The sequence below is a fragment of the Bradyrhizobium sp. Ken51 genome, from assembly GCF_055807435.1.
This window is the reverse complement of the sequence record NZ_JBVVPB010000003.1, coordinates 403,641-423,400: the sequence shown is the minus strand read 5'-3', so window position 1 is coordinate 423,400 and position 19,760 is coordinate 403,641. Positions and strand designations below refer to the sequence as shown.

The window sequence follows — 19,760 nt, the reverse complement described above, 5'->3', positions numbered from 1 at the left end:
CGCGGCCTGGAGATGCGCATGAAGCCTTACGTCATCTGTCTGATGCATTCGAGTCTGGACGGCCGCACGCATCCGAGCCGCTGGCGCCCGCAGGGGGCAGGGACGGACTGGTTCGAGAAGATCCATGACGAGCTCGGCGGCGATGCCTGGGTGATCGGCCGCGTCACCGGCTCGGAGTTCGCCAAGGGCAAGCCTTATCCCACGGTAGACGCGAAATTTCCGCGCGAAAACTGGTTCGCGCGACGCGACGCGAAAACCTATGGCGTCGTGCTCGATGCGCAGGGCAAGATCGGCTGGGGCCGCTCCGATATCGGCGGCGATCAGATCGTCGTCGTGCTGACCGAGAGCGTCTCCGATTCGCATCTCGCCGGGCTCCGCGGCGAGGGCGTATCCTATATCTTTGCCGGCAAGTCTGAGATCGACCTCGCGCTGACGGTAGACATTCTCAACCGCGAGCTCGGCGTGAAGCGCCTGCTGGTGGAGGGCGGTGGCGTCGCCAACGGCGCGTTCCTGCGCGCCGGCCTGATCGACGAGTTCAACCTGATCCTCAGTCCCGCGATCGACGGCGCCAACGGCGCGCCCTTCGTGTTCGATTCCACGGGCGCTGACGGGGATCGGCGTGCACCGCTGACCGCGATGACGCTGGAGAGCACGCGGGATCTCGGCGGCGGCGTCCTGCTGCTGCGCTATCTGATCCGGAACGATCCGCAGGCCGTGGGCAAGTAACAGCGCCGAGATGTCCGCAACGTCAGAGCATATCGTCATCGTCGGTGCCGGCGCGGCCGGCCTGATTGCGGCTCGCGAGCTGGCGCGCGCCGGGAGGACAGTGACGATCCTGGAGGCGCGCGAGCGCTGCGGCGGCCGCATCCACCCGCTGCCTGCTTCGGAGTTCGGCTACCCCGCCGATGGCGGCGCCGAATTCGTCCACGGCAAGGCGCCGGTGACCCGCGCGTTGCTGCGTGAGGCCGGACTGGTTCTTCAAGAGATCGAAGGCGAGCGGTGGAGCTTTGATGGCGCTGACATCATGCGCGAGGATCGCCACGATGCGCATGAGGCCGAGCTGCACGCCGTGGTTCGGGAATTGAACGACGACCTCACCGTCGCCGAATTCCTGCGCCGGCATTTTGCTGGGGATCAGCATGCGCGGCTGCGCCATTCGATCGAGCGAATGGTCGAGGGCTACGATGCGGCCGACCCCGAGCGCGTCTCCACGCTGGCGCTGCGCGAGGAATGGATGGCTGGCGGGCACTCACCCCAGGCGCGGGTCCGGGGCGGCTATGGAGCCATGATCGACTTCCTGACGGCCCAGTGCCGCAAGCTTGGCGTGATTTTTCGCTTCGGCTGCGCGGTGTCGGCGATCGAGGAGGAGGGCGGCGCGATCGCCGTTCGCTGTGTCGGCGGCGACGTGCATGGCTGTGATCGCGTGATCCTCACTGTTCCGTTGCCGTTGCTGCGCGAGATCGGGCTGCCGGGCCGCGCGCGCGCCAAGGCGGCGGCGGCCGACGACATCGGCTTCGGTAACGTGATCAAGATACTGCTGCGCTTCAGGCGGCCATGGTGGCGCGAGCGCAAGGAAGAGCTCGCGGACATGAGCTTCCTTTTGTCCGACCAGCTCATCCCGGTGTGGTGGACGCAATACCCGGACCGGCATCCCGTGCTTACCGGATGGTTCGGCGGCCCGCTCACGGCAGCGCTGGCGCACCTCGACCCGCAAGCGCTGATCGATGTGGGGCTCGATTCGCTTGCTGCTGTCTTCGCCCTGTCGCGCGAGGACCTCGCGCGCGAGCTCACTGCGGCCGCTGCGACAAACTGGGCGCACGATCCCTACGCGCGCGGCGCCTATTCCTGGGCGACGCCGCGAACACGCGAGGCGCAAACGATCCTAGCTCGCGGCGATGGACCGGTGCTGTTCTCCGGCGAGGCGCTTTATCGCGGAGCCGACATGGGCACGGTCGAGGCGGCGCTGGCGAGCGGTCAGCAGACGGCGGAGATGATCTTGCGGGGATAGGCTGACGAGCAAAAAGGCCCGCATTTCGCGGGCCTTTCGTATTGCTGCCTTTCGGGCGACCGTCTTACCAGCGACTGCCGCCGAAGCCGAACGTCACGCTGGGTCCGCCGCCGCCGTAATATCCGTACGGTCCGCCGCCGTAATATCCGTGGTGCCGAGGATAATAGCCGTAGCTCCGGTAGTGCGGACGATGAAATCCGTGATGGTGGTGAGGGCGCCAGTGATGGCGATGGCCATGATGGTGGTGCCTGTGCTGCGCGCTGATATCGGTTGACTGGGCGGCTGGCGCGTTCTGTTTCGCGCTTGAATAATTGGCCGCGTTCGCCGCCGATCCTCCGGCAAGCGCCGCAGCACCGACGGCTATCGCGACAATGAGATACTTCATGTCATCACTCCAGTTGAATGTCGTGTGACAACACATGGTCGTCAGGTGCGTTCCGGCCAGTGCGGGCGTCGAAACGACGCAGTTTCATTGGCGTCCGATTCGCGCGGCTCCGTGTGTGTCGTGAGATTTATTGTCGCATCACGGGCTTCGATCGCAACGCTGCCATCACTCTGCCGCGAATGACGCAATCACGTCATCGGTGGTGACGATGCGCGCGAATTCGCCGTTCAGGTTCGACAGCGTCATCGCATGGATCTCCTCGGCAGAATGCCTGTCGCCATCCGGCCCGACCCGCTCGAACGTCCAGGTCGCGTCGCGCACCAGCTGTGCGTCGAAGCCGAGATTGCCGGCCATCCGCGTCGTCGTCTCGACGCAACGATTGGTGGTGGCTCCGCAGATGACGAGCGTGCCGATGTCGCCCGCGCGCAGGCGCTTTTCCAGATCGGTGCCGATGAAGGCGCTGTTGACGCGCTTGACGATCACGATCTCGCCCGGCCGCTCGCGCGCCTCGTCCTTGACGGCATAGCCGGAGCTCGTCGGCAGAAATGAGGAGGACGGCTTGGTGCCCTCATGACGAATGTGGAAGATCGGCGCGCCGCTCGTTCGGAAGGCCGCCAGGAGATCGGCAATACGCGCCACCGCCTCCGGATTGTTGCGCTGCTTGCCCGCCGCCTCCCATTCGTCGAACGCACGCTGGACGTCGACGACGATGAGGGCGGGAAGGGCGAGGGACATGAGGGGTGGCTTTCAGACTTACCTGCAGATTTGCTTACTGCGCCGACTATGCGAGTCGATAGTGACAACACGCAATGCCAATCTTCCCTCGTTTCGCGACGCCTCGTGCCCCGGACGCAGCGCAGCGTCTCTTCGACGGTGCGCTACAGAGCCGGGGCCCATGTCTCCAGCGGGATCTTGTGCGGCATGGGGGTCCCTGCTCTGGATCCCTGCTCTGCGCAGCACGCCGAGAGCATTGCAGCGCGTCCGGGACACGAGAGTCGCGCTGCCGGGGTTGATCAGTCGATCGCTCAACTCAACGTGATCCTCATGCGCGTTGCGCTTGATCCAGCGCAACTCAGGCCAGTGTCTCCCCATGCAATGTCGCCGCGAAAATTCGAAATTGCAGATCGAGGCAGGACATGAAGGCGTATTTCATCGGTGGCGGCATTGGATCGCTCGCGGGCGCGGCGTTCCTCGTTCGTGACGCGCAGCTGCCGGGGCGGGACATCGTGATCTACGAGGCGCAGCCGCTGGTCGGCGGCAGCCTCGACGGCGCGCTGCTCGCGAACGGCGCTTATTCGCTGCGCGGCGGGCGCATGCTCACCACCGATCACTACGAATGCACCTGGGACCTGCTATCGAGCATTCCCTCGCTCGAACATCCCGGCCTCAGCGTGCGCGAGGAAACCGTCGCGTTCAACACCGAGAACCCCGTGCATTCGCGGGCGCGCCTGGTCGATCGCAACCGCTTCAAGCTCGACGTCTCGCATATGGGATTTTCCGCGCGCGACCGGCTCGAGCTGCTGCGGCTCACGGAGGCCTCGGAGGAGACGCTGGGAAACAGCCGCATCACCGACTGGCTGTCGCCCAAATTCTTCGAGTCCAATTTCTGGTACATGTGGCAGACCACTTTCGCCTTCCAGCCCTGGCACAGCGCGGTCGAGCTGAAGCGCTATCTGCATCGCTTTATGAACGAATTCCCGCGCATCGAGACTCTCGCCGGCGTCAAGCGCACCGTCTACAACCAGTATGACACGATCGTGCGGCCGCTTGCCGGCTGGCTCAAGGGGCAGGGCGTGCAATTCGTGCGCGGCACCGCCGTCACCGACATGGCGATCGAGAGCGAGGACGGACGCTTGCGGGTGCGCCAGCTCGTCCTCGACCGCGACGGCCGCACCACCAATGTCCGGCTCGAGGACGGCGACCTCGTGTTCTTTCAGAACGGCTCGATGACGGACGCCTCGAGCCTGGGCTCGATGACCGAGCCGGCTCCGCGCCTGACCAGGTCCGACAGCCAGGGTTGGGCGCTGTGGGAGAAAATCGCGGACGGACGTCCCGAATTCGGCAAGCCATCCGCGTTCAACGCGTCGATCCCGGAATCCTATTGGCTGTCATTCACTGTCACCTGCCGCGATCCGCGCTTCTTCGACAAGATGGAGGCGTTCTCCGGCAACAAGGCCGGCACCGGCGGCCTCGTCACGTTCAAGGATTCCAACTGGCTGATGTCGGTGGTGCTGTATCACCAGCCGCATTTCGCCGGACAGCCGAAGAACGTGCAGGTGTTCTGGGGCTATGCGCTGCATCCCGACCGCGTCGGCAATTTCGTGGCCAAGCCGATGTCCGATTGCGGCGGCGCCGACCTCCTGAAGGAGCTTTGCGGTCACCTGAATTTCGACCCTGGCGTGTTCGAGGATGCGATCTGCGTTCCCTGCCGCATGCCCTACATCACCAGCATGTTCATGCCGCGCACCGTGACCGACCGGCCGCTGCCGGTGCCGAGGAAATCCGTCAATCTCGCCTTCGTCAGCCAGTTCGTCGAAATCCCCGATGACGTCGTGTTCACCGTCGAATATTCGGTGCGCGCGGCCCAAATGGCGGTCTATCAGCTGATGAAGATTGATCGCCCGGTGCCGCCGGTGACGCGGCACGACAAATCGCTCGCGGTGATCTTCGCGACGCTGGAAAAGGCGTTCACGTGACGGGTGGAGCTACTTGAACGGATCCTGGATCGACGGCGCCGACTGATGGCTGACGTCTGGCGGAAGAACGCCCCGACTCACGATCGCGCCACAGCCAGTGGCAGGCTGATATGAAAGACGGCGCCTCCTGTCGGGGCGTTCTCGGCCCAGATGCGCCCGCCATGTGCCTCGATGATGGTGCGCGTGATCGAGAGGCCGATGCCCATCCCCTGCGTCTTGGTTGTGAAAAACGGCTTGAAGATTTCGGTTATCTTTTCTGTGCGGATGCCGTCGCCGGCATCTGCGATCGAGATCATGGCCTGATTGTTCGCAAGGCTGGTTCGACCGACGATGCGTCGCCGATCCTCCGGCAGATCGGTCACCGCTTCGATGGCATTCATGACCAGATTCAGAATAGCCTGCTGGAGCTGCCCTTTGTCGGCAGTTACGCGGATATCCGAGGACGATCGATCCGTCGCGAGCGCAACGTCGTAGGTCAGGGCCTGTACGGAAAGGAATCGAAACACCTCGCCGACCGTCGCGTTGAGATCGAGCTCGCGCCGCTCTGTGCGGGCCTTCTTCAGAAATGAGCGCACCTGAACGACGATCTCGTTGGCGCGCATATCGTCTCGGCGAATGTCACCCAGTATGTCCTTGATCACGCCGAGGTCAGGTGCCGGTGTCTGCAGCACCTGCTCGGCGGTCTCAGCATTGATCAGAATGGCGGCGAGCGGCTGGCTCAGCTCATGCGCGATCGTGGCAGACATCTCGCCCGCGGTCGCAAGGCGATTCATGTGGGCTAGCTCCGACATGCGCTGGCGTGTCTCGATCTCCGCCAGGAATCGCAGTCTGCGCTCGCGCAGGAGGATGGCGATCATCGTCGTCTGCACCAGCAACGCGCCGACACTGATCATGACGCGCCAGTAATACTGCTCCCAGAAGCTCGGTTCTCGGAAACGCACCTCGCTGCCCGGAGGCAGATGGGCTTCGTCCACATTCCAGAGCTTGAGCTGCCGCCAGTCGAAGATCGGCTTCACGTTGTCCCCGGCAACGGGCGGGATGCTCGACGGCGATTCGCCGCCGAGAATCCGCATTGCCAATTGGCCGGCTTCCTGTCCGATGGTTTCGGGCAGCAGCAGGAAGCCGCCAACTCCCGTCCGCCCGAGAAATGTATCGGAGGTGATGATGATCGGGCGGTTCGCGCGCTCGGCGACACGCGCAAGCGCCGCGGCCGGCAAATAGTGGGTGCCTTCGCCGTCGGAATACATCGCCGAGGTCAGAATTGCAGAGCCGGGGGGCAAGGAGCCGACCCGTTCGCGCACCTCCCGCAGCACGATGCCGGACAGATCGATAATCTTGAGATCCGGCATCGTGGTCGCGAATTCCTGTTTCCAGTGGCCATATATCAGCGGATTTTTCCATGCATCGCCAACGAGAACGACGCCGGTCAAGTCGGGAACGACCGCGCGTGCCGCAGTCAGTATCTGCGCCGGAGACACCTTGGCAAAGATTGCGGTCGTGCCGGGCAGGAACAGTGCGCGCGTCTCGGGCAGATCGGGCACGAAGCCGTAAACCACGGGTGCGGCGGGCCAGATGTCGTGCTTGTGCCCCTGAAGAAATCTCGCCGACGCGACGCCGATCGAGACGATGACGTCAATCGACCGGTGCGCGTATTTGGTCTTGAGATGACCGAGCAGGCTCTCCTCGTAGTCCGGTCCCGGGAAACGGGCGAGATCCAGGCTTTCGCCGTAGATCACGGTATGGATCTGTCCATTTTCCTTCGCCGCGGTGCGGATACCGGCAAAAATCTCCGAATAGAACGGCGAACGAAAGTCGGCGTCTTCCAGCACCAGGATCGAGCGCTGCCCCGGACCGTCGGCTGCAGGGCAATCATGTGCCAGGGTTGCGAACAGGCAGACGATCAGGAGCCGCTTGATCGCTATGACCATCCGCATTGCTGGACTCTGTGCCTGCCTGTGTCTGCAACGGGCGCCTCCTCAATGAGGACGCATCCGAGCATACCTGCCGGTTCCGAAGTTTCAACGAAAGGATTTGATCCGGCTGTGCCGCGCAGGCGGCAGTTCGCCTCGCCCGCCTCCAGAGCGAAGAAGGGTCGCTACTTGAACGGATCCTGGATCGACGGCGCCGACTGCCTGATACGACGCACGCTCACGGGCGTGCCGTCGGAAACGAACAGCAGTTCGTAGCTGCGGCCCTCGCTGTCGGTGGCAGAGCAGGTGACGTCAGTCACCTTCTTGGCGGCGAAATTGCCGGTCTGGCGGCAGAGGCCGGTGGAGGTCTGCTCGGCCGGCACCGGCAGGCCGTCGACCTTGGGGCGGTCCTTGGAATTGAGCAGCATGCGGTCGATCGGCAGCTCGTAGGAGTTGTCGTCGGCGCGCTTGCCGTTCTCGCCGGAGAACGACACGACGTGATTGTCATCGGCGGGATCGTCGACCGCGACCGCGAAATTGACCCGGCCCTTGTCACCATGGGCGTAGGCGACCGTCTTGCAGGCGAAGGTACGCCCGGCGACCTTCAGCGTCTTGCAGTGGCCGGACATCAGCGCCAGCAGGTCGACGTAAGCGTTTGGGGCCTGAGGGTTGTTGACGGGAATCGACAAGGAAGACTCGGCAAAACAAGGGCTTGCCAAGGCCATGAGGGCGGCGGTGAAGACTGGTCGGCAGAGGCGCATCGGAAGGCTCACGTGCCAAGGAACCCCGGAAAAGTTCCGTCCGATAACCAGCGAACCGCAAATTGGTTGCGATCCCGTTTGTTCTGCCGAATCCGTCTGAAATACCACCGCGCCACCCCCCAACTGCGATTCGTCCATATCGCCCAACCTATTCCCGACCGGCAATTGCCGCCCGGCCGGTGTTTTTTTCGTGGCGGAGCTAGCCCATCGTCGCCCGCCAGCGCGTATCGCGCAGGGAGGGACGGCGGTGCAGGCGCGCGTCGAGCAGCGCGCGGGCGCGCCGCAGGTCGCCGCCGCGCATGAGGGCAACGACAAAAGTGTCCTCGATCAACTCGCGCTGGGCGTGGCTGCCGCCGACGCGCACGACCTCACCGAGAACCGGCGCGAGCATTTGCACGCATGCCGCGTAATCCTCGTCCGCAAAGGCTGCCAGCGCGCGGCAGACCGCGGGCACCACGGGACCGGCCGGAAGCTTGCCATCGGCGAGCCGCTGCTCGATCGCGGCAAGACGTGTGGCGAGTGCCTCGCTATTTTGCGTCGCTGCCGCGAACAGCGCCATGTGGATATCGGCGAAGGGCAGGCTCGATTTCGGAAACAGCTTTTGCGCGGTGGCATCGCCTTCGACCCAGAGCGCTCCCGGCACGGCGTGGCCGTAAGCCGAAAGGCGCCAGAGCAGTGACGCGCTGTCGGTGACGGCATTCAGCGGCGGCGCCTGTGTCGCCTTCGGCTGCAGCACATCGGCATAGATCGCGAGCGCCCGCGCGGCATCGCCATGCTCCAGTGCGCCGAGCGCCTGATGCCAGCGGATGTGGCCGTGCAAGATGCCGGCGCGGTCGTAACTGGGGATCCAGTCGTCGACGAGCCGGTCAGCCGCTTCGATCGAACCGTCCTCGAACATCGCATGCAGCACGGCGTGCGCGGCATGGGCATTCTGCCGGCGCAGGTCGAAGCCGCGCTCGGTGACGCCGCGGCCGCGACCGACATTGCCGTTCTCGGTCGTTGCCCAGCCGTACATGGTGAGGAACCACCAATCCTCGCCATAGTGATGCGCGACGCGCTCGCACAGCTCTTGCCGCGCGCGGTCGTGATCGGCCATGCCGGAAAACGCGAACAGGCCGAACGCGCCGAGCGGCAGCGACAGCACCAATGCATCGCGCGGCCACGCCTGGACGTGCTTCATCGTCGCCGCGATTGCCTCGGGCAGCCGGCCCTCGATTGCGAGCGCCAGCGTCTCGACATGCGAACGCTCGCGTTCCGTGCCGCGTGTCACCACGAGCTCGCGCGCGAGGGCCGCCTTCTGCCGTGCCAGATCGCCTTGCTGATAGAAGCCATGCAGGCGGGCGCGGGCGATATGGGCCAGCGCAAAATCCGGATCGGCCGCAATCGCGCGCTCCAGCATCTCCGCCGTGCCGGTCCAGCCCGAGAGCATGAGGTCAACGCCCTCGCGATAAGCGGATGCCGCCTCGGGCGAAGAGGTAGTGATCGGTAGGCCGTAGCGATCTTCGAGGGCCATTCGTGTCTCCGTCTCAAGCCGTCCGCGCGCGACGTCCTTCGATCGGATAGGCCGGGTCGTTGTAGCCCGGCGTCGACGGATGACCTGGCACGACCAGTCTGTCGATCAGCGCCTCGTCCTCCGCAGTGAAGCGATAGTCGAGCGCGCCGGTGTAGCCGTCCCATTGCTCCTCGGTGCGCGGACCGGCAACGATCGAGGAGACAAAGGCGGAGTTCAGCACCCAGGCGACCGCGAACTGGCCGGCGGTGATGCCCTTTTTCTCGGCGTGAGCCTTGATCTCCTGCGCCAGTTGGAGCGATTCCGGCCGCCATTCGGTCTGCATCATGCGGGTGTCGTTACGGCCTGCGCGCGACTCCTTATCAGGAGCTGCGTCGGGCTTGTATTTGCCCGTCAGCACGCCGCGCGCCAGCGGGCTATAGGGCACGATGCCGAGGCCGTAATAGGAGCAGGCCGGAAAGTGCTCGACCTCGGGCATGCGGTTCATGGCGTTGTAATAGGGCTGGCTCACCGCGGGCCGGTCGATGCCGAGCCGGTCGCAGATGTTGCAGATTTCGGCGACACGCCAGGCGCGGTAGTTGGAGACGCCGAAATAGCGCACCTTGCCGGCGCGGATCAGATCGCCCATCGCGCGCACCGTCTCCTCCAGCGGAGTCGTGTGGTCTTCCTTGTGCAAATAATAGATGTCGATGTGATCGGTGCCGAGCCGCTTGAGGCTCTCATCCGCTGCCTGCAATACCCAGCGCCGCGACAGGCCGACACGGTTGGGATCGGTGCCCATCGGGTTCGCAAGTTTGGTGGCGAGCACCCAGGCGTGACGGTTGTTGCCGATCGCGCGTCCCACGACCTCTTCGGATGCGCCCTTCGAATAGGCATCCGCGGTGTCGATGAAATTGATCCCGGCCTCATGCGCCTTCGCGATGATCCGCTTCGATGCCGCCTCATCGGTCGGCCCGCCGAACATCATGGTGCCCAGACAGATCGGCGATACTTTCAGGCCGCTGCGGCCGAGCTGGCGATATTGCATAGGGCGCGTCCTTGCTGCTTCTTGTGGCATCAGCATAGCGGCCCAGTGCTGTCATTGCGAGCGCAGCGAAGCAATCCAGAAATGCGTATACGGAAAGATTCTGGATTGCTTCGCTGCGCTCGCAATGACGAGCTTGGGAGCACGTCGCTCGTCAACGTCGACCTGGACAAGCGGAGCGCCGATCCAGGACCCATTACCCCGAGAGGAGATTTGACGAAGATTCGCGGTGAGCTGCTCGCGGCACGACGTCTCCCTGGGGTAATGGGTCCTGGCTTTCGCCAGGACGACAGTGGACCCTACCCCGGCCCCTTCAAAATCTTGAACACACCATTGGCCATCACCACGCAACGGCCGTCCACGCTGACCTCCGTGCTCATGAAGATCAGGCTGCGCGTCGCGCGCACCACGCGCGGGCGGGAGATCAGGACATCGCCGATCTGGCCGGCTTCGACGAAATGGGTGTCGAGCTGCACCGTTGCCATGAACTCTTTGCCGGAGACGTAACGGGCGGTCATGCCGCAGGTACGGTCCGCGAACGTCATCATCACGCCGCCCTGGACCATGCCGCGTCGATTGTGATGCTTGTCTTCTGTCGCCAGCGCGAATTCGTGTTGGCCGTCGACCTTGCGCTCCCACAGAGGGCCGATCAGATGCATGAAGCCCGTGGTCTCCAGGATGGTCCAGCCGTCTGCTTTCAGCCGTGCGGCGGCTTTGTTGGTCATGTCGTCGTCCATTCCCGAGCGGGTCTTGCGAACTCATTTCATCGGGGCCGGACGTGGTGTAGTCAAGCATCATGAGACCGTTCGACGATGCCACACGGCGGAATATCGCGGCTGCCTGTGCGGCCTTCACGCGACTGCCGGAGGACGAGCAGCCGGCGGCGTTGAAGCGTGCTGCGGTGGTGATTGCGCTGACCGCGGCCAGCGAGGGCGATGACACGGCGTTGCTGCTCACGCTGCGCGCATCGCATCTGCGCGCCCATCGTGGTCAATGGGCTCTGCCCGGCGGACGCTGCGATGCCGGCGAGACGCCGGTCGAGGCGGCGCTGCGCGAACTTGACGAGGAGCTTGGCCTGCGCCTCACCGGCGCGGAGGTGCTCGGCACGCTCGACGATTATCCGACCCGCTCCGGCTATCTGATCACGCCGGTCGTGGTTTGGGCCGCCGATAGTGCCGCGATCAAACCAAACCCGGACGAGGTCGCGTCCGTCCATCGCATCGCGCTTGGGGCGGTCGAGCGCGAAGATGCGTTCGATTTCGTCGCGATCCCCGAGAGCACGCGCCGTGTGATCCGCTTCCATCATCAGTCGAGCTTGATCCACGCACCGACGGCGGCCCTGATCTACCAGTTCCGCGAAGTGGTGGCAGGACGGCACACCCGCGTCACCGAGCTGGAGCAGCCGGTGTTCGCCTGGAAATGATGCGAGGGGCGAAAAAGAGGTAAACGGCGTGTTAACGTGACGGTTACCGGATGCCTGCTAAGAGGGCAGCATGCATCGATCGATTCGAAATGCCGTGAGACTGGTTCCACTCGCGCTCGTCCTGCTCGCGCCTGCCGCGCGCGGCGGCGAATCCGACGCGCTGCCGCCAGCCGTCCGCAATGCCAAAGCCCAACTGTTGTCGCAGTTTTTCGCGCAAGGCGGCGTGTCGCCCGCCGTGCTCGAATATCGCCGCAAGCTGCAGGAGTATCAGGCGGCGCGCGCGGCCTTCGACGAGGAAGCCGGCGCCTATTGGAGCCAGATCTCCGAGAAGCGGAAAGGTCGCAACGCCAAGCGGCGCAACGGTCAGCAGGTCACGCTCGACGACTACGTGCTGGAGCATCCGTCGCTTTATAACGGGCCGAAACGGCCGGTGAATCCGGAGCCGGAGGAAACCCCGGACCGCCCGACGAAAAAGCCGATCCCCGTGGTCGCCGATCTGCTGCGCGCGGCGCAGGAACTCTATCAGTTCACGCCGCAGCGGCCGGCCAGCGAAGTCGAATTCAAGCGCGTCTATGCACGCTACGCGCTGGCCTCGGGGCTGACGCGCGAGCAGGCGGTGCGGGTCTATGCGTTCGAGACCGGCGGCACCGGAAGTTACGACGTGCAGGCGGGAATCGAGCATGGCGGCAAGCGCGCCATTTCGACCGCGATAGGCTACAACCAGCTGCTGACGACCAACAGCGTCGAGCTGCTGGCCGAGCAAGGCCATGAATTCATCCGCGCGCTCTCTGATAAGGTGGCGAGGACCTCGGGCCCGGCGCGCCAGTCGCTCGAGCACAAGCTCACCGTTCTTAAAAAAATGGTGGCGCACGCCAAGTCGGTGCCCGATACCTGGTCGGAGCACGAGAAGATCGGCAATACCGCGCAGGGCTGGGCCATGCATGCCATGGTGCTCGACATCGATATCGGGCCGATGCTGCAGACCCACAAGCTGCTCACCTCGGTGCTGTTCGCGCGCGCCAAGGGCTATAGCCGCCCGCTCAGCGCGGCCGAACTCGAGATGATGAACCTCACCGGCGACGGCACCGGCCTCGACATGGTGACGATGCCGCAGGCCATGCGCGAGCAGGTGCCGACCTCGAACTTCTTCCAGCGCGGCGGCTACGAGCGCAACCCGGTCGCGATCCGCCACAACACGGTGGCGAAGCTGCTGGCGGTGACGGATACGAGGATGGACAGCAACAGCAACAACGCCGGCGCGCGGGAGCTGGCGGGGGCGTTTTAGACGGCGTCGTCCCGGCGAAGGCCGGGACCCATCACCACAGGGCGTGGTTTGGGAGGACAGTCGTTCGGTACTGCGACCGTCCGCAATCGAGGGATCACGCGGTATGGGTCCCGGCCTTCGCCGGGACGACAGCAATGCGTGGCGTCGCCGCGACCCGCCCTACTGATCCGACCCGAACTTGAACTTGCCGTCGCCTTCCAGGTACGGGCCGCTGCGCATGTAGAGCTGACCGTTGTGGCCGAGGAAGAACAGCGTGCCCTTCGGCACCTTCTTGGCGCCTTTCAGGAGTTCGCCGGCATTGCTGGTGCCCATCTTATAGGAAAGGGTCTTGCCGTCCTTGTCATAGGCGTAGCCGGTGTCGGGCTTGAGCTCCCAAGGTGTTGCAGCGGTCTGCGCCAATGCGGGTGTAGCGAACGCGCCGAGCACGGCCGTCACCAAAAAAATCCTTGTCGAAAATGCCATCACCCTATCCTCCCCATCGAGGCTCCCGGCTTGAACAAATCACGAACGGCGTTTCCAGGTCAATTTGCGAAAGCGCCGCAGCGCATCACGTCTTGCCGAGCAGTTTGTGATTTTCCCTTCGTCCCCGCGCGACTATGTTCCGCTTTCCGTCTAGAACGCAATTCGACAAAAACATTGGGTAGGGGATGATTCGAATGAACCTCGTCATTAAAGCTTGCTGGGCCGCCGGCCTGTTGCTGACGGCGCTCACGCCGGCCGCCCGGGCCGACGATTACCAGCTCAGCCACAACCAGAGGATTTCGTGCAGCCGCGGCCTGGCCCCGGGCAAGCTGAATACCGCGACCTGCAAGTCCTACACTTATCTCTTCAACACCAAGACCTCGGAATATTTCCGCTGCCAGGTCTCGCTCGCGCTGACCCGCGACAACAAGGAAGTCATCAACGTCCAGACCGACGGCGCCTGCACCAAGAAGCCGCGCATCTTCGAGACCGACGGCCATTACGATTTCGACGCCACCGAGACCGAGCCGCCGAACACCAATTCCTTCTTCGGCCCCGGCGGCTACTCGGTCTGGGCCGCCGACGTCGGCGCGCAGAAAGTCCGCGGCTGCATCATCATCTCCTCCGGCCTCGGCTCCGACATCTCCAAATGCCTGGATATGACCTTCCAGTGAGGGGCTGACCCGACCTGGCTGCGCCACCTCGCCGCACCCGCGGGTTCCCCAAAAATCGAGCCAGGACAGCCATTTACCGCAGTCCTGTTTTGACTTTTGGATGGGTTGACCCGCACCCTTCATCCGGCCAACTTCCCGGCCGGTTTGGGGAGTGAAAAGATCATGAAAAGGACGATTTTCGGCGTGGCCGCGGCTCTTACGCTGGCGGCCTCGGCGCCTTGCGCGCAGGCGCAATCCTTCATCAACGTGCTGACCGGCGGCACCTCCGGCGTCTACTATCCGCTCGGGGTCGCGATCGGGAAGATCTACGGCGACAAGATTCCGAACGTGAAGACGCAGGTGCAGGCCACCAAGGCGTCAGTCGAGAATCTGATCCTGCTCCAACAAGGGCGCGGCGAGCTGGCGTTCACGCTGGGCGACTCGCTGAAAGCGGCTTGGGACGGCGAAGAGGAGGCGGGCTTCAAGACCAAGCTCGACAAGCTGCGCACGATCGGCGCGATCTATCCGAACTACATCCAGATCGTCGCGACCGCCGAGAGCGGCATCAAGACGTTGGCGGACCTTAAGGGCAAGAGCCTGTCGGTCGGCGCGCCGAAATCGGGCACGGAGCTGAATTCGCGTGCGATCCTGGCGGCGGCCGGCATGAGCTACAAGGATCTCGGCAAGGTCGAGTATCTGCCGTTTGCCGAATCCGTCGATCTCATGAAAAACCGCCAGCTCGGCGCGACCCTGCAATCGGCAGGCCTCGGCGTGGCCTCGCTGAAGGATCTGTCGACCTCGAGCCCGATCGTTGTGGTGTCGGTGCCGAAGGAGACCGTCGACAAGATCGGCCTGCCGTTCATCGCGGCAACCATTCCCGCAAATACTTACACCGGGCAGGACAAGGACGTGCCAACCGCGGCCGTGGTCAACTATCTCGTCACCAGCTCGGCGGTGTCGGACGATCTCGCCTACCAGATGACAAAACTGGTCTACGAGTCGCTGCCCGAGCTCGCCAACGCGCATGCGGCCGGCAAGGAGATCAAGCTCGAGACGGCCGCCAGCGGCAGCCCGGTTCCGCTGCACCCCGGCGCGATCCGCTATTACAAGGAAAAAGGGCTGATCAAGTAATCAGCTCTCGTTATCGGACGTCATGGCCGGGCTTGTCCCGGCCATCCACGTTCTAAGAGCAGGCGAGAAAGTCCGTGGATGCCCGGGACAAGCCCGGGCATGACGGTCTGGAGGCGCTGTGCAATGTTATAAGCGCCACGGCGATCGGCGCGGGGACATATCGATGTTGCAAGCAGAGGGCAGCGAAGCGCCCATCAAGGTCGAGTTCGACAATTTCGAGCACGGTTTTCCGGAAGGCTTTGGCCCGGGCTGGTGGGGCGCTCTTGCGTACTGGATCGGCATCGCCTTCGCGACCTTCCAGCTTTATGTCGCGGCCTTCAACTATCTGCCGAGCCAGGTGGTGCGCGGCGTCCATGTCGGTTTCCTCATTCTCCTCACCTTCGGCCTGATCGGCAACTTCACCGCCAAAAGCGATTTCGGCCGCGCGATCGGCTGGCTGATTGGCGGCGCCGGCCTTCTGTGCGGGCTCTATCAGTGGATCTTCTATGCGGATCTCATCGCGCGTGACGGCGATCCGACGCGCCTCGATCTCGTGGTCGGCACGCTGCTCGCTATCCTGATTTTCGAGGGCACCCGGCGGCTGATGGGCGCGGCGCTCCCGCTGATGTGCGGCGCTTGCCTCGTCTACTGGTTCTTCGGCCAGTATCTGCCGTCGCCGCTCAACCATCGCGGCTATGATTTCGATCAGATCGTCACGCATCTGTCGTTCGGCACCGAAGGTTTTTACGGCGTGCCGATCTACGTCTCGGCGACCTATATCTTCCTCTTCATCCTTTTCGGCTCGTTCCTGGAGCGCGCCGGCATGATCCAGCTCTTCACCGACGTTTCTCTTGGGTTATTCGGCAGGACCCGCGGCGGCCCGGCCAAGGTCGCGGTGTTCGCCTCGGGCATGATGGGCACGATCTCCGGCTCCGGCGTTGCCAACGTCGTCACCGTCGGCCAGTTCACCATTCCGCTGATGATCAGGTTCGGCTATCGCCGCGCGTTCGCGGCCGGCGTCGAGGCGACGGCCTCAATGGGCGGGCAGATCATGCCGCCGGTGATGGGCGCGGTTGCCTTCATCATGGCGGAGACGCTCGGTGTCCAGTACTCGGAGGTCGTGAAAGCGGCCGCGATTCCCGCGATGCTCTATTTCGCCTCCGCCTTCTGGATGGTGCATCTGGAAGCCGGCAAGCACGGCCTCACGGGCATGAAGAAGTCGGAGACCCCGAGCGCCTGGAAGGCGCTGGTGAAGGGTTGGTACCTCGTGTTGCCGCTCGCAGCCCTCGTCTACATGCTGTTCGAAGGCTTTACGCCACTCTATGCCGGTAGCATGGGCCTCGCGCTCACGGTGGGGCTGATCCTTGGCACCGCCATCACGACGGGCGCGTCTTCGATGGCGATCCGCTACATCTTCTGGATCGGGCTCGCGCTCGTCGTTGCCGCGCTGTCGCGCGACGGCCTTCAGATCGTGCCGGTCGCCTGCGTCGTCGTCGCATTGATCGTGATCACTGCGTTCGTGCGTGGCGGATTTTCCGCCTTGCGCGCCTGCCGCGATGCGCTGGCCGAAAGCGCGAAATCCGCCATCACCGTCGGCATGGCCTGCGCCATCGTCGGCGTCATCATCGGCATGATGTCGCAGACCGGCGTCGGCACCATCTTCGGCGGCTGGGTGATCGGCCTCGGCGAGAAGAGCCTGTTCCTGGCGCTGATCATGACCATGCTGCTGTCGATCCTGCTCGGCACCGGCATCCCGACCATCCCGACCTACATCATCACGGCAGCGCTCGCGGCGCCCGCGCTGGCGAAACTCGGCGTGCCGCTGATCGCGAGCCACATGTTCGCGTTCTATTACGGCATCATGGCCGACCTCTCGCCGCCGGTGGCGTTGGCGGCGTTAGCCGCAGCACCGATCGCGAAGGAAAATCCGGACAAGATCGGCTGGGAGGCGATGCGCATCGCGCTCGCCGGCTACGTCATCCCCTTCATCTTCGTCTATTCGCCGGCGCTGATGCTGCAGGCCGGCGATCCCATGGCTGCCAAGCTCGGCTTCTACGGCGCGGTGGCATTGGCTGCCTTGAAGGCCCTGGTGGCGATCGCCCTATTCGGCATGGTCGCGATCGGCTTTTTGTTCACGCGGCTGACGCTGCTCGAACGTGTCGTCGCGCTTGCTGGCGCGCTGTGCCTGCTCGGCGACTTCCCGTTCAGCGACACCGCGGGCTTCCTGCTCGCCGCGGCAATCGTGCTGTGGCAGTGGCGGCGGCGTCCGCCGGCGCCGGTCGAGGCGGTGTGAGCCTCTGCTTCGTCACAGCCTCAGGCGTGAAGGCGCTGGCGCTGTCCGCGTTCACGCTGGTGTGGACGCATTCGATCGCGAAGGTCGACTGGCAGGAAGACTGGCGCGTCACCCCCGCCGGGCTCGAACTGGTGCAGGCCCGCGTGAAGGGCACCGGCCCCGGCATGGAGCCGCCGCCCGAGGCGCGGCTGGTCGACGGCTGGTTTCAGTGGAGGCCCGCGCGGGCGCCGATGCCGGAGGTCGTGCTGGGCAATTCGGGCGCGGCTGGCGAATGGCGGCTATGCCATGACGGCAAGTGCCGGACGTTGTCCGAGATTGTCGGTCATCCCATTGGTGCTAACGTCACAAAGATGAGCGTCTGCAAAGATCCGTAGCCCGGATGGTGCGCAGCGCAATCTGGGGAAAGCGACCCCGGATTGCGCTGCGCTCCATCCGGGCTGCAAGAACAACAACACGGGAGGAACGCGATGGATCGGCTCAAGGGCAAGGTTGCAATGGTGGTGGGCGCCGGCTCGATCGGACCCGGTTGGGGCAACGGCAAGGCCACCGCGGTGACCTTTGCACGCGAGGGCGCGCAGGTGTTTTGCGTCGATCGCAACGGCGCAGCCGCCGAGGAGACTGCGAAGATCATCACCGGCGCAGGTGGCAAGGCGACTGCCTTCACGGCTGACGTATCTCGTGCGAGCGAGGTCGAGGCGATGGTCGCAGCGTGCCTGAAGGCCTATGGCCGCATCGACGTGCTCGACAACAATGTCGGCATCGCCGAGATGGGCAGCGTCGTCGAGGTGACCGAGGAGAGCTGGGACCGCGTCTTCAGCGTCAACCTCAAGAGCGCCTATTTCGCCATGAAGCACGTTATCCCTTTGATGGTGAAACAGGGCGGCGGCTCGATCATCAACATCTCCTCGATCGCCTCGATCCGCCACATGGGCATCTCCTACGTCACCTACGGCACCTCAAAGGCGGCGATGAACCAGATGACGCGCACCACCGCGATCGAATTCGCGCGCCACCATGTCCGCGTCAACGCGATCCTGCCCGGCCTGATGAAGACGCCGATGGTGGAGCATTCCGCCGGTCTCGCCGCCAGCTATGCCAAGGGCGACGTCGAAGCGATGTGGCGCGCGCGCGATGCGCAAGTGCCGATGGGTCACATGGGCGACGCCTTCGACGTCGCCAACGCAGCGCTGTTCCTGGCCTCGGACGAAGCGAAATATGTGACGGGGATCGAGCTCGTGGTTGACGGCGGGATCACGTGCAAGGCGGGGGCCTAAAGCACTTCAGTCAGTTCCGTCATCCTGAGGCGCGAGCCATGGGGCGCAACGCGCGCCATGGGGAGCCTCGAAGGATGAGCGGCCACGATGCAGCCGGGCCGTCGCCCTTCGAGGGCCGCTGAAAAAGCGGCCGCCTCAGGGTGACGGTTACGTGAGCTGCTTTACTGCGCCAGCGCGAGAATCCCGCCGGCGAATGAATGCCATGCCGCCGTTTCGCTGATCGGCCAGTTCAGCACCTTCACCGCCAGCAGCGCGAGCGTGCCGGTGATGTAGACCGGGTGCACGCGGCCCCCGGTGCGCCAGTCGCGTACCATGGCGACGACGAGCAGCAGCGAAGCGACCATCGCGGGCGCGATGGTGACGGGCACCGGCGGTGGCCCGGGCGGTCCCGGAGGCGCGAGGAAGGTGAGAAACCAGCGCGCGATCGCGGCATCAAGGATAGAGACCGCCGCGAGCAGCATCAGACGTTTGTGAATCTCAGGCTTTCGCGTGTTCATGATCGCGAGCACGAATACACCAGCGAAGAACGCGATCCCGCTCATCGGCACGATCGAGAAGGCGATGCCGGCCTCTTTCTGTCCGAGCGCCGCGGAATGCTGCATCACATGCACGGAGGCAAGGAAGCCGAAGATCGTCATCGCGGTCGCGAGCGAAACGCCGGCGATGCCGAGCGCACGGTGATTGACCACGCGACCTGAGGCGGCGAGCCATGTCTGGATCACGAAATAGAGAGACCAGGTGAAGAACAATAGACCATGGAAATGAATGACGGGACTTGCGGACAGTGTCCGTTGCGCGAGCGGCACAAAATAGGTCGGTGCGAAGCCGAGAAAAGCGGTGGCCGCGCAGGCCATTGCCATGTGGAGATAGAAATATCGTGCGGGCGACGCATCTCGCGCGCGCACACGACGGTCGTCGATCAGGGTCGTCATCTGGAGTTTGTCTGAAGAGATGGCGTTTGGTTCA

The 19,760-nt window shown here is 64.2% G+C and carries 19 protein-coding genes; 10 read left to right on the top strand and 9 right to left on the bottom strand.

The annotated features are described in order from the left end of the window. Positions 1–18: 18 nt before the first annotated feature. Positions 19–726: a RibD family protein gene (locus tag AC0L27_RS09030; RefSeq protein WP_354207758.1), complete on the top strand. Its 708-nt coding sequence runs from the start codon at positions 19–21 to the stop codon at positions 724–726. A 10-nt stretch (positions 727–736) separates the two neighbouring features. After that, positions 737–2,008, top strand: coding sequence for a flavin monoamine oxidase family protein (locus AC0L27_RS09025; protein WP_354207760.1), 1,272 nt, complete (start codon positions 737–739; stop codon positions 2,006–2,008). 64 nt (positions 2,009–2,072) lie between these two features. Here AC0L27_RS09025 and AC0L27_RS09020 read toward each other — a convergent pair whose 3' ends face one another. Beyond that, the gene (locus tag AC0L27_RS09020; protein WP_354061003.1) at positions 2,073–2,393 is read right to left on the bottom strand and encodes a hypothetical protein; all 321 of its coding nucleotides are present in this window, start codon (positions 2,391–2,393) and stop codon (positions 2,073–2,075) included. A 165-nt stretch (positions 2,394–2,558) separates the two neighbouring features. Further along, a complete protein-coding gene (locus tag AC0L27_RS09015; protein ID WP_354207762.1) occupies positions 2,559–3,128 on the bottom strand; it encodes a cysteine hydrolase family protein in 570 nt (189 codons plus the stop codon). Between the two features lie 401 nt (positions 3,129–3,529). On the opposite strand from AC0L27_RS09015, the gene AC0L27_RS09010 reads away from it, so the two are divergent. Continuing rightward, positions 3,530–5,089: an oleate hydratase gene (locus AC0L27_RS09010; RefSeq protein WP_473318674.1), complete on the top strand. Its 1,560-nt coding sequence runs from the start codon at positions 3,530–3,532 to the stop codon at positions 5,087–5,089. A 77-nt stretch (positions 5,090–5,166) separates the two neighbouring features. Here AC0L27_RS09010 and AC0L27_RS09005 read toward each other — a convergent pair whose 3' ends face one another. The 5 genes from AC0L27_RS09005 to AC0L27_RS08985 all read right to left on the bottom strand — a co-directional run bounded on the left by AC0L27_RS09005 (position 5,167) and on the right by AC0L27_RS08985 (position 11,019). After that, positions 5,167–7,023, bottom strand: coding sequence for a sensor histidine kinase (locus tag AC0L27_RS09005; protein WP_354207766.1), 1,857 nt, complete (start codon positions 7,021–7,023; stop codon positions 5,167–5,169). A 161-nt stretch (positions 7,024–7,184) separates the two neighbouring features. Further along, positions 7,185–7,760, bottom strand: a complete 576-nt coding sequence (locus AC0L27_RS09000; RefSeq protein WP_354061011.1) for a hypothetical protein — start codon at positions 7,758–7,760, stop codon at positions 7,185–7,187. A 199-nt stretch (positions 7,761–7,959) separates the two neighbouring features. Continuing rightward, the gene (locus AC0L27_RS08995) at positions 7,960–9,273 is read right to left on the bottom strand and encodes a tetratricopeptide repeat protein (RefSeq protein WP_354207769.1); all 1,314 of its coding nucleotides are present in this window, start codon (positions 9,271–9,273) and stop codon (positions 7,960–7,962) included. 13 nt (positions 9,274–9,286) lie between these two features. Continuing rightward, entirely contained in the window at positions 9,287–10,297 is a 1,011-nt protein-coding gene (locus AC0L27_RS08990; RefSeq protein WP_354255913.1) for an aldo/keto reductase, read from the bottom strand. A 296-nt stretch (positions 10,298–10,593) separates the two neighbouring features. Beyond that, positions 10,594–11,019, bottom strand: a complete 426-nt coding sequence (locus tag AC0L27_RS08985) for a PaaI family thioesterase (protein WP_473318672.1) — start codon at positions 11,017–11,019, stop codon at positions 10,594–10,596. 68 nt (positions 11,020–11,087) lie between these two features. Here AC0L27_RS08985 and AC0L27_RS08980 point away from each other — a divergent pair, with 68 nt between their 5' ends. Next, a complete protein-coding gene (locus AC0L27_RS08980) occupies positions 11,088–11,717 on the top strand; it encodes an NUDIX hydrolase (RefSeq protein ID WP_473308528.1) in 630 nt (209 codons plus the stop codon). Between the two features lie 70 nt (positions 11,718–11,787). Continuing rightward, a complete protein-coding gene (locus tag AC0L27_RS08975; RefSeq protein ID WP_354207773.1) occupies positions 11,788–13,002 on the top strand; it encodes a hypothetical protein in 1,215 nt (404 codons plus the stop codon). A 159-nt stretch (positions 13,003–13,161) separates the two neighbouring features. On the opposite strand, the gene AC0L27_RS08970 is transcribed toward AC0L27_RS08975, so the two are convergent. Continuing rightward, complete coding sequence (locus AC0L27_RS08970) at positions 13,162–13,464, bottom strand: hypothetical protein (protein WP_275170856.1); 303 nt, start codon at positions 13,462–13,464, stop codon at positions 13,162–13,164. Between the two features lie 194 nt (positions 13,465–13,658). On the opposite strand from AC0L27_RS08970, the gene AC0L27_RS08965 reads away from it, so the two are divergent. From AC0L27_RS08965 to AC0L27_RS08945, 5 genes are all read left to right on the top strand, one after another. Continuing rightward, positions 13,659–14,138, top strand: coding sequence for a hypothetical protein (locus tag AC0L27_RS08965; RefSeq protein WP_354207776.1), 480 nt, complete (start codon positions 13,659–13,661; stop codon positions 14,136–14,138). Positions 14,139–14,300: 162 nt separating this feature from the next. Then, the gene (locus AC0L27_RS08960; RefSeq protein WP_354207778.1) at positions 14,301–15,248 is read left to right on the top strand and encodes a TAXI family TRAP transporter solute-binding subunit; all 948 of its coding nucleotides are present in this window, start codon (positions 14,301–14,303) and stop codon (positions 15,246–15,248) included. A gap of 163 nt (positions 15,249–15,411) precedes the next feature. After that, positions 15,412–17,520: a TRAP transporter permease gene (locus AC0L27_RS08955; RefSeq protein ID WP_354207780.1), complete on the top strand. Its 2,109-nt coding sequence runs from the start codon at positions 15,412–15,414 to the stop codon at positions 17,518–17,520. Beyond that, the gene (locus AC0L27_RS08950) at positions 17,481–17,894 is read left to right on the top strand and encodes a DUF1850 domain-containing protein (protein ID WP_473266251.1); all 414 of its coding nucleotides are present in this window, start codon (positions 17,481–17,483) and stop codon (positions 17,892–17,894) included. The genes AC0L27_RS08955 and AC0L27_RS08950 overlap by 40 nt, the downstream gene beginning before the upstream one ends. 93 nt (positions 17,895–17,987) lie before the next feature. After that, entirely contained in the window at positions 17,988–18,794 is an 807-nt protein-coding gene (locus AC0L27_RS08945) for an SDR family NAD(P)-dependent oxidoreductase (protein ID WP_354207784.1), read from the top strand. 161 nt (positions 18,795–18,955) lie between these two features. On the opposite strand, the gene AC0L27_RS08940 is transcribed toward AC0L27_RS08945, so the two are convergent. Next, positions 18,956–19,726 (bottom strand): hypothetical protein, encoded by a 771-nt coding sequence (locus AC0L27_RS08940; protein WP_354207786.1) that lies wholly within the window; start codon positions 19,724–19,726, stop codon positions 18,956–18,958. Positions 19,727–19,760: the final 34 nt, after the last annotated feature.

Coding starts and splice junctions, on each gene's coding strand:
- AC0L27_RS09030 (WP_354207758.1), top strand. CDS start 19: ATGAAGCCTTACGTCATCTGTCTGATGCATTCGAGTCTGGACGGCCGC.
- AC0L27_RS09025 (WP_354207760.1), top strand. CDS start 737: ATGTCCGCAACGTCAGAGCATATCGTCATCGTCGGTGCCGGCGCGGCC.
- AC0L27_RS09020 (WP_354061003.1), bottom strand. CDS start 2,393: ATGAAGTATCTCATTGTCGCGATAGCCGTCGGTGCTGCGGCGCTTGCC.
- AC0L27_RS09015 (WP_354207762.1), bottom strand. CDS start 3,128: ATGTCCCTCGCCCTTCCCGCCCTCATCGTCGTCGACGTCCAGCGTGCG.
- AC0L27_RS09010 (WP_473318674.1), top strand. CDS start 3,530: ATGAAGGCGTATTTCATCGGTGGCGGCATTGGATCGCTCGCGGGCGCG.
- AC0L27_RS09005 (WP_354207766.1), bottom strand. CDS start 7,023: ATGCGGATGGTCATAGCGATCAAGCGGCTCCTGATCGTCTGCCTGTTC.
- AC0L27_RS09000 (WP_354061011.1), bottom strand. CDS start 7,760: ATGCGCCTCTGCCGACCAGTCTTCACCGCCGCCCTCATGGCCTTGGCA.
- AC0L27_RS08995 (WP_354207769.1), bottom strand. CDS start 9,273: ATGGCCCTCGAAGATCGCTACGGCCTACCGATCACTACCTCTTCGCCC.
- AC0L27_RS08990 (WP_354255913.1), bottom strand. CDS start 10,297: ATGCAATATCGCCAGCTCGGCCGCAGCGGCCTGAAAGTATCGCCGATC.
- AC0L27_RS08985 (WP_473318672.1), bottom strand. CDS start 11,019: ATGACCAACAAAGCCGCCGCACGGCTGAAAGCAGACGGCTGGACCATC.
- AC0L27_RS08975 (WP_354207773.1), top strand. CDS start 11,788: ATGCATCGATCGATTCGAAATGCCGTGAGACTGGTTCCACTCGCGCTC.
- AC0L27_RS08970 (WP_275170856.1), bottom strand. CDS start 13,464: ATGGCATTTTCGACAAGGATTTTTTTGGTGACGGCCGTGCTCGGCGCG.
- AC0L27_RS08965 (WP_354207776.1), top strand. CDS start 13,659: ATGAACCTCGTCATTAAAGCTTGCTGGGCCGCCGGCCTGTTGCTGACG.
- AC0L27_RS08960 (WP_354207778.1), top strand. CDS start 14,301: ATGAAAAGGACGATTTTCGGCGTGGCCGCGGCTCTTACGCTGGCGGCC.
- AC0L27_RS08955 (WP_354207780.1), top strand. CDS start 15,412: ATGTTGCAAGCAGAGGGCAGCGAAGCGCCCATCAAGGTCGAGTTCGAC.
- AC0L27_RS08945 (WP_354207784.1), top strand. CDS start 17,988: ATGGATCGGCTCAAGGGCAAGGTTGCAATGGTGGTGGGCGCCGGCTCG.
- AC0L27_RS08940 (WP_354207786.1), bottom strand. CDS start 19,726: ATGACGACCCTGATCGACGACCGTCGTGTGCGCGCGCGAGATGCGTCG.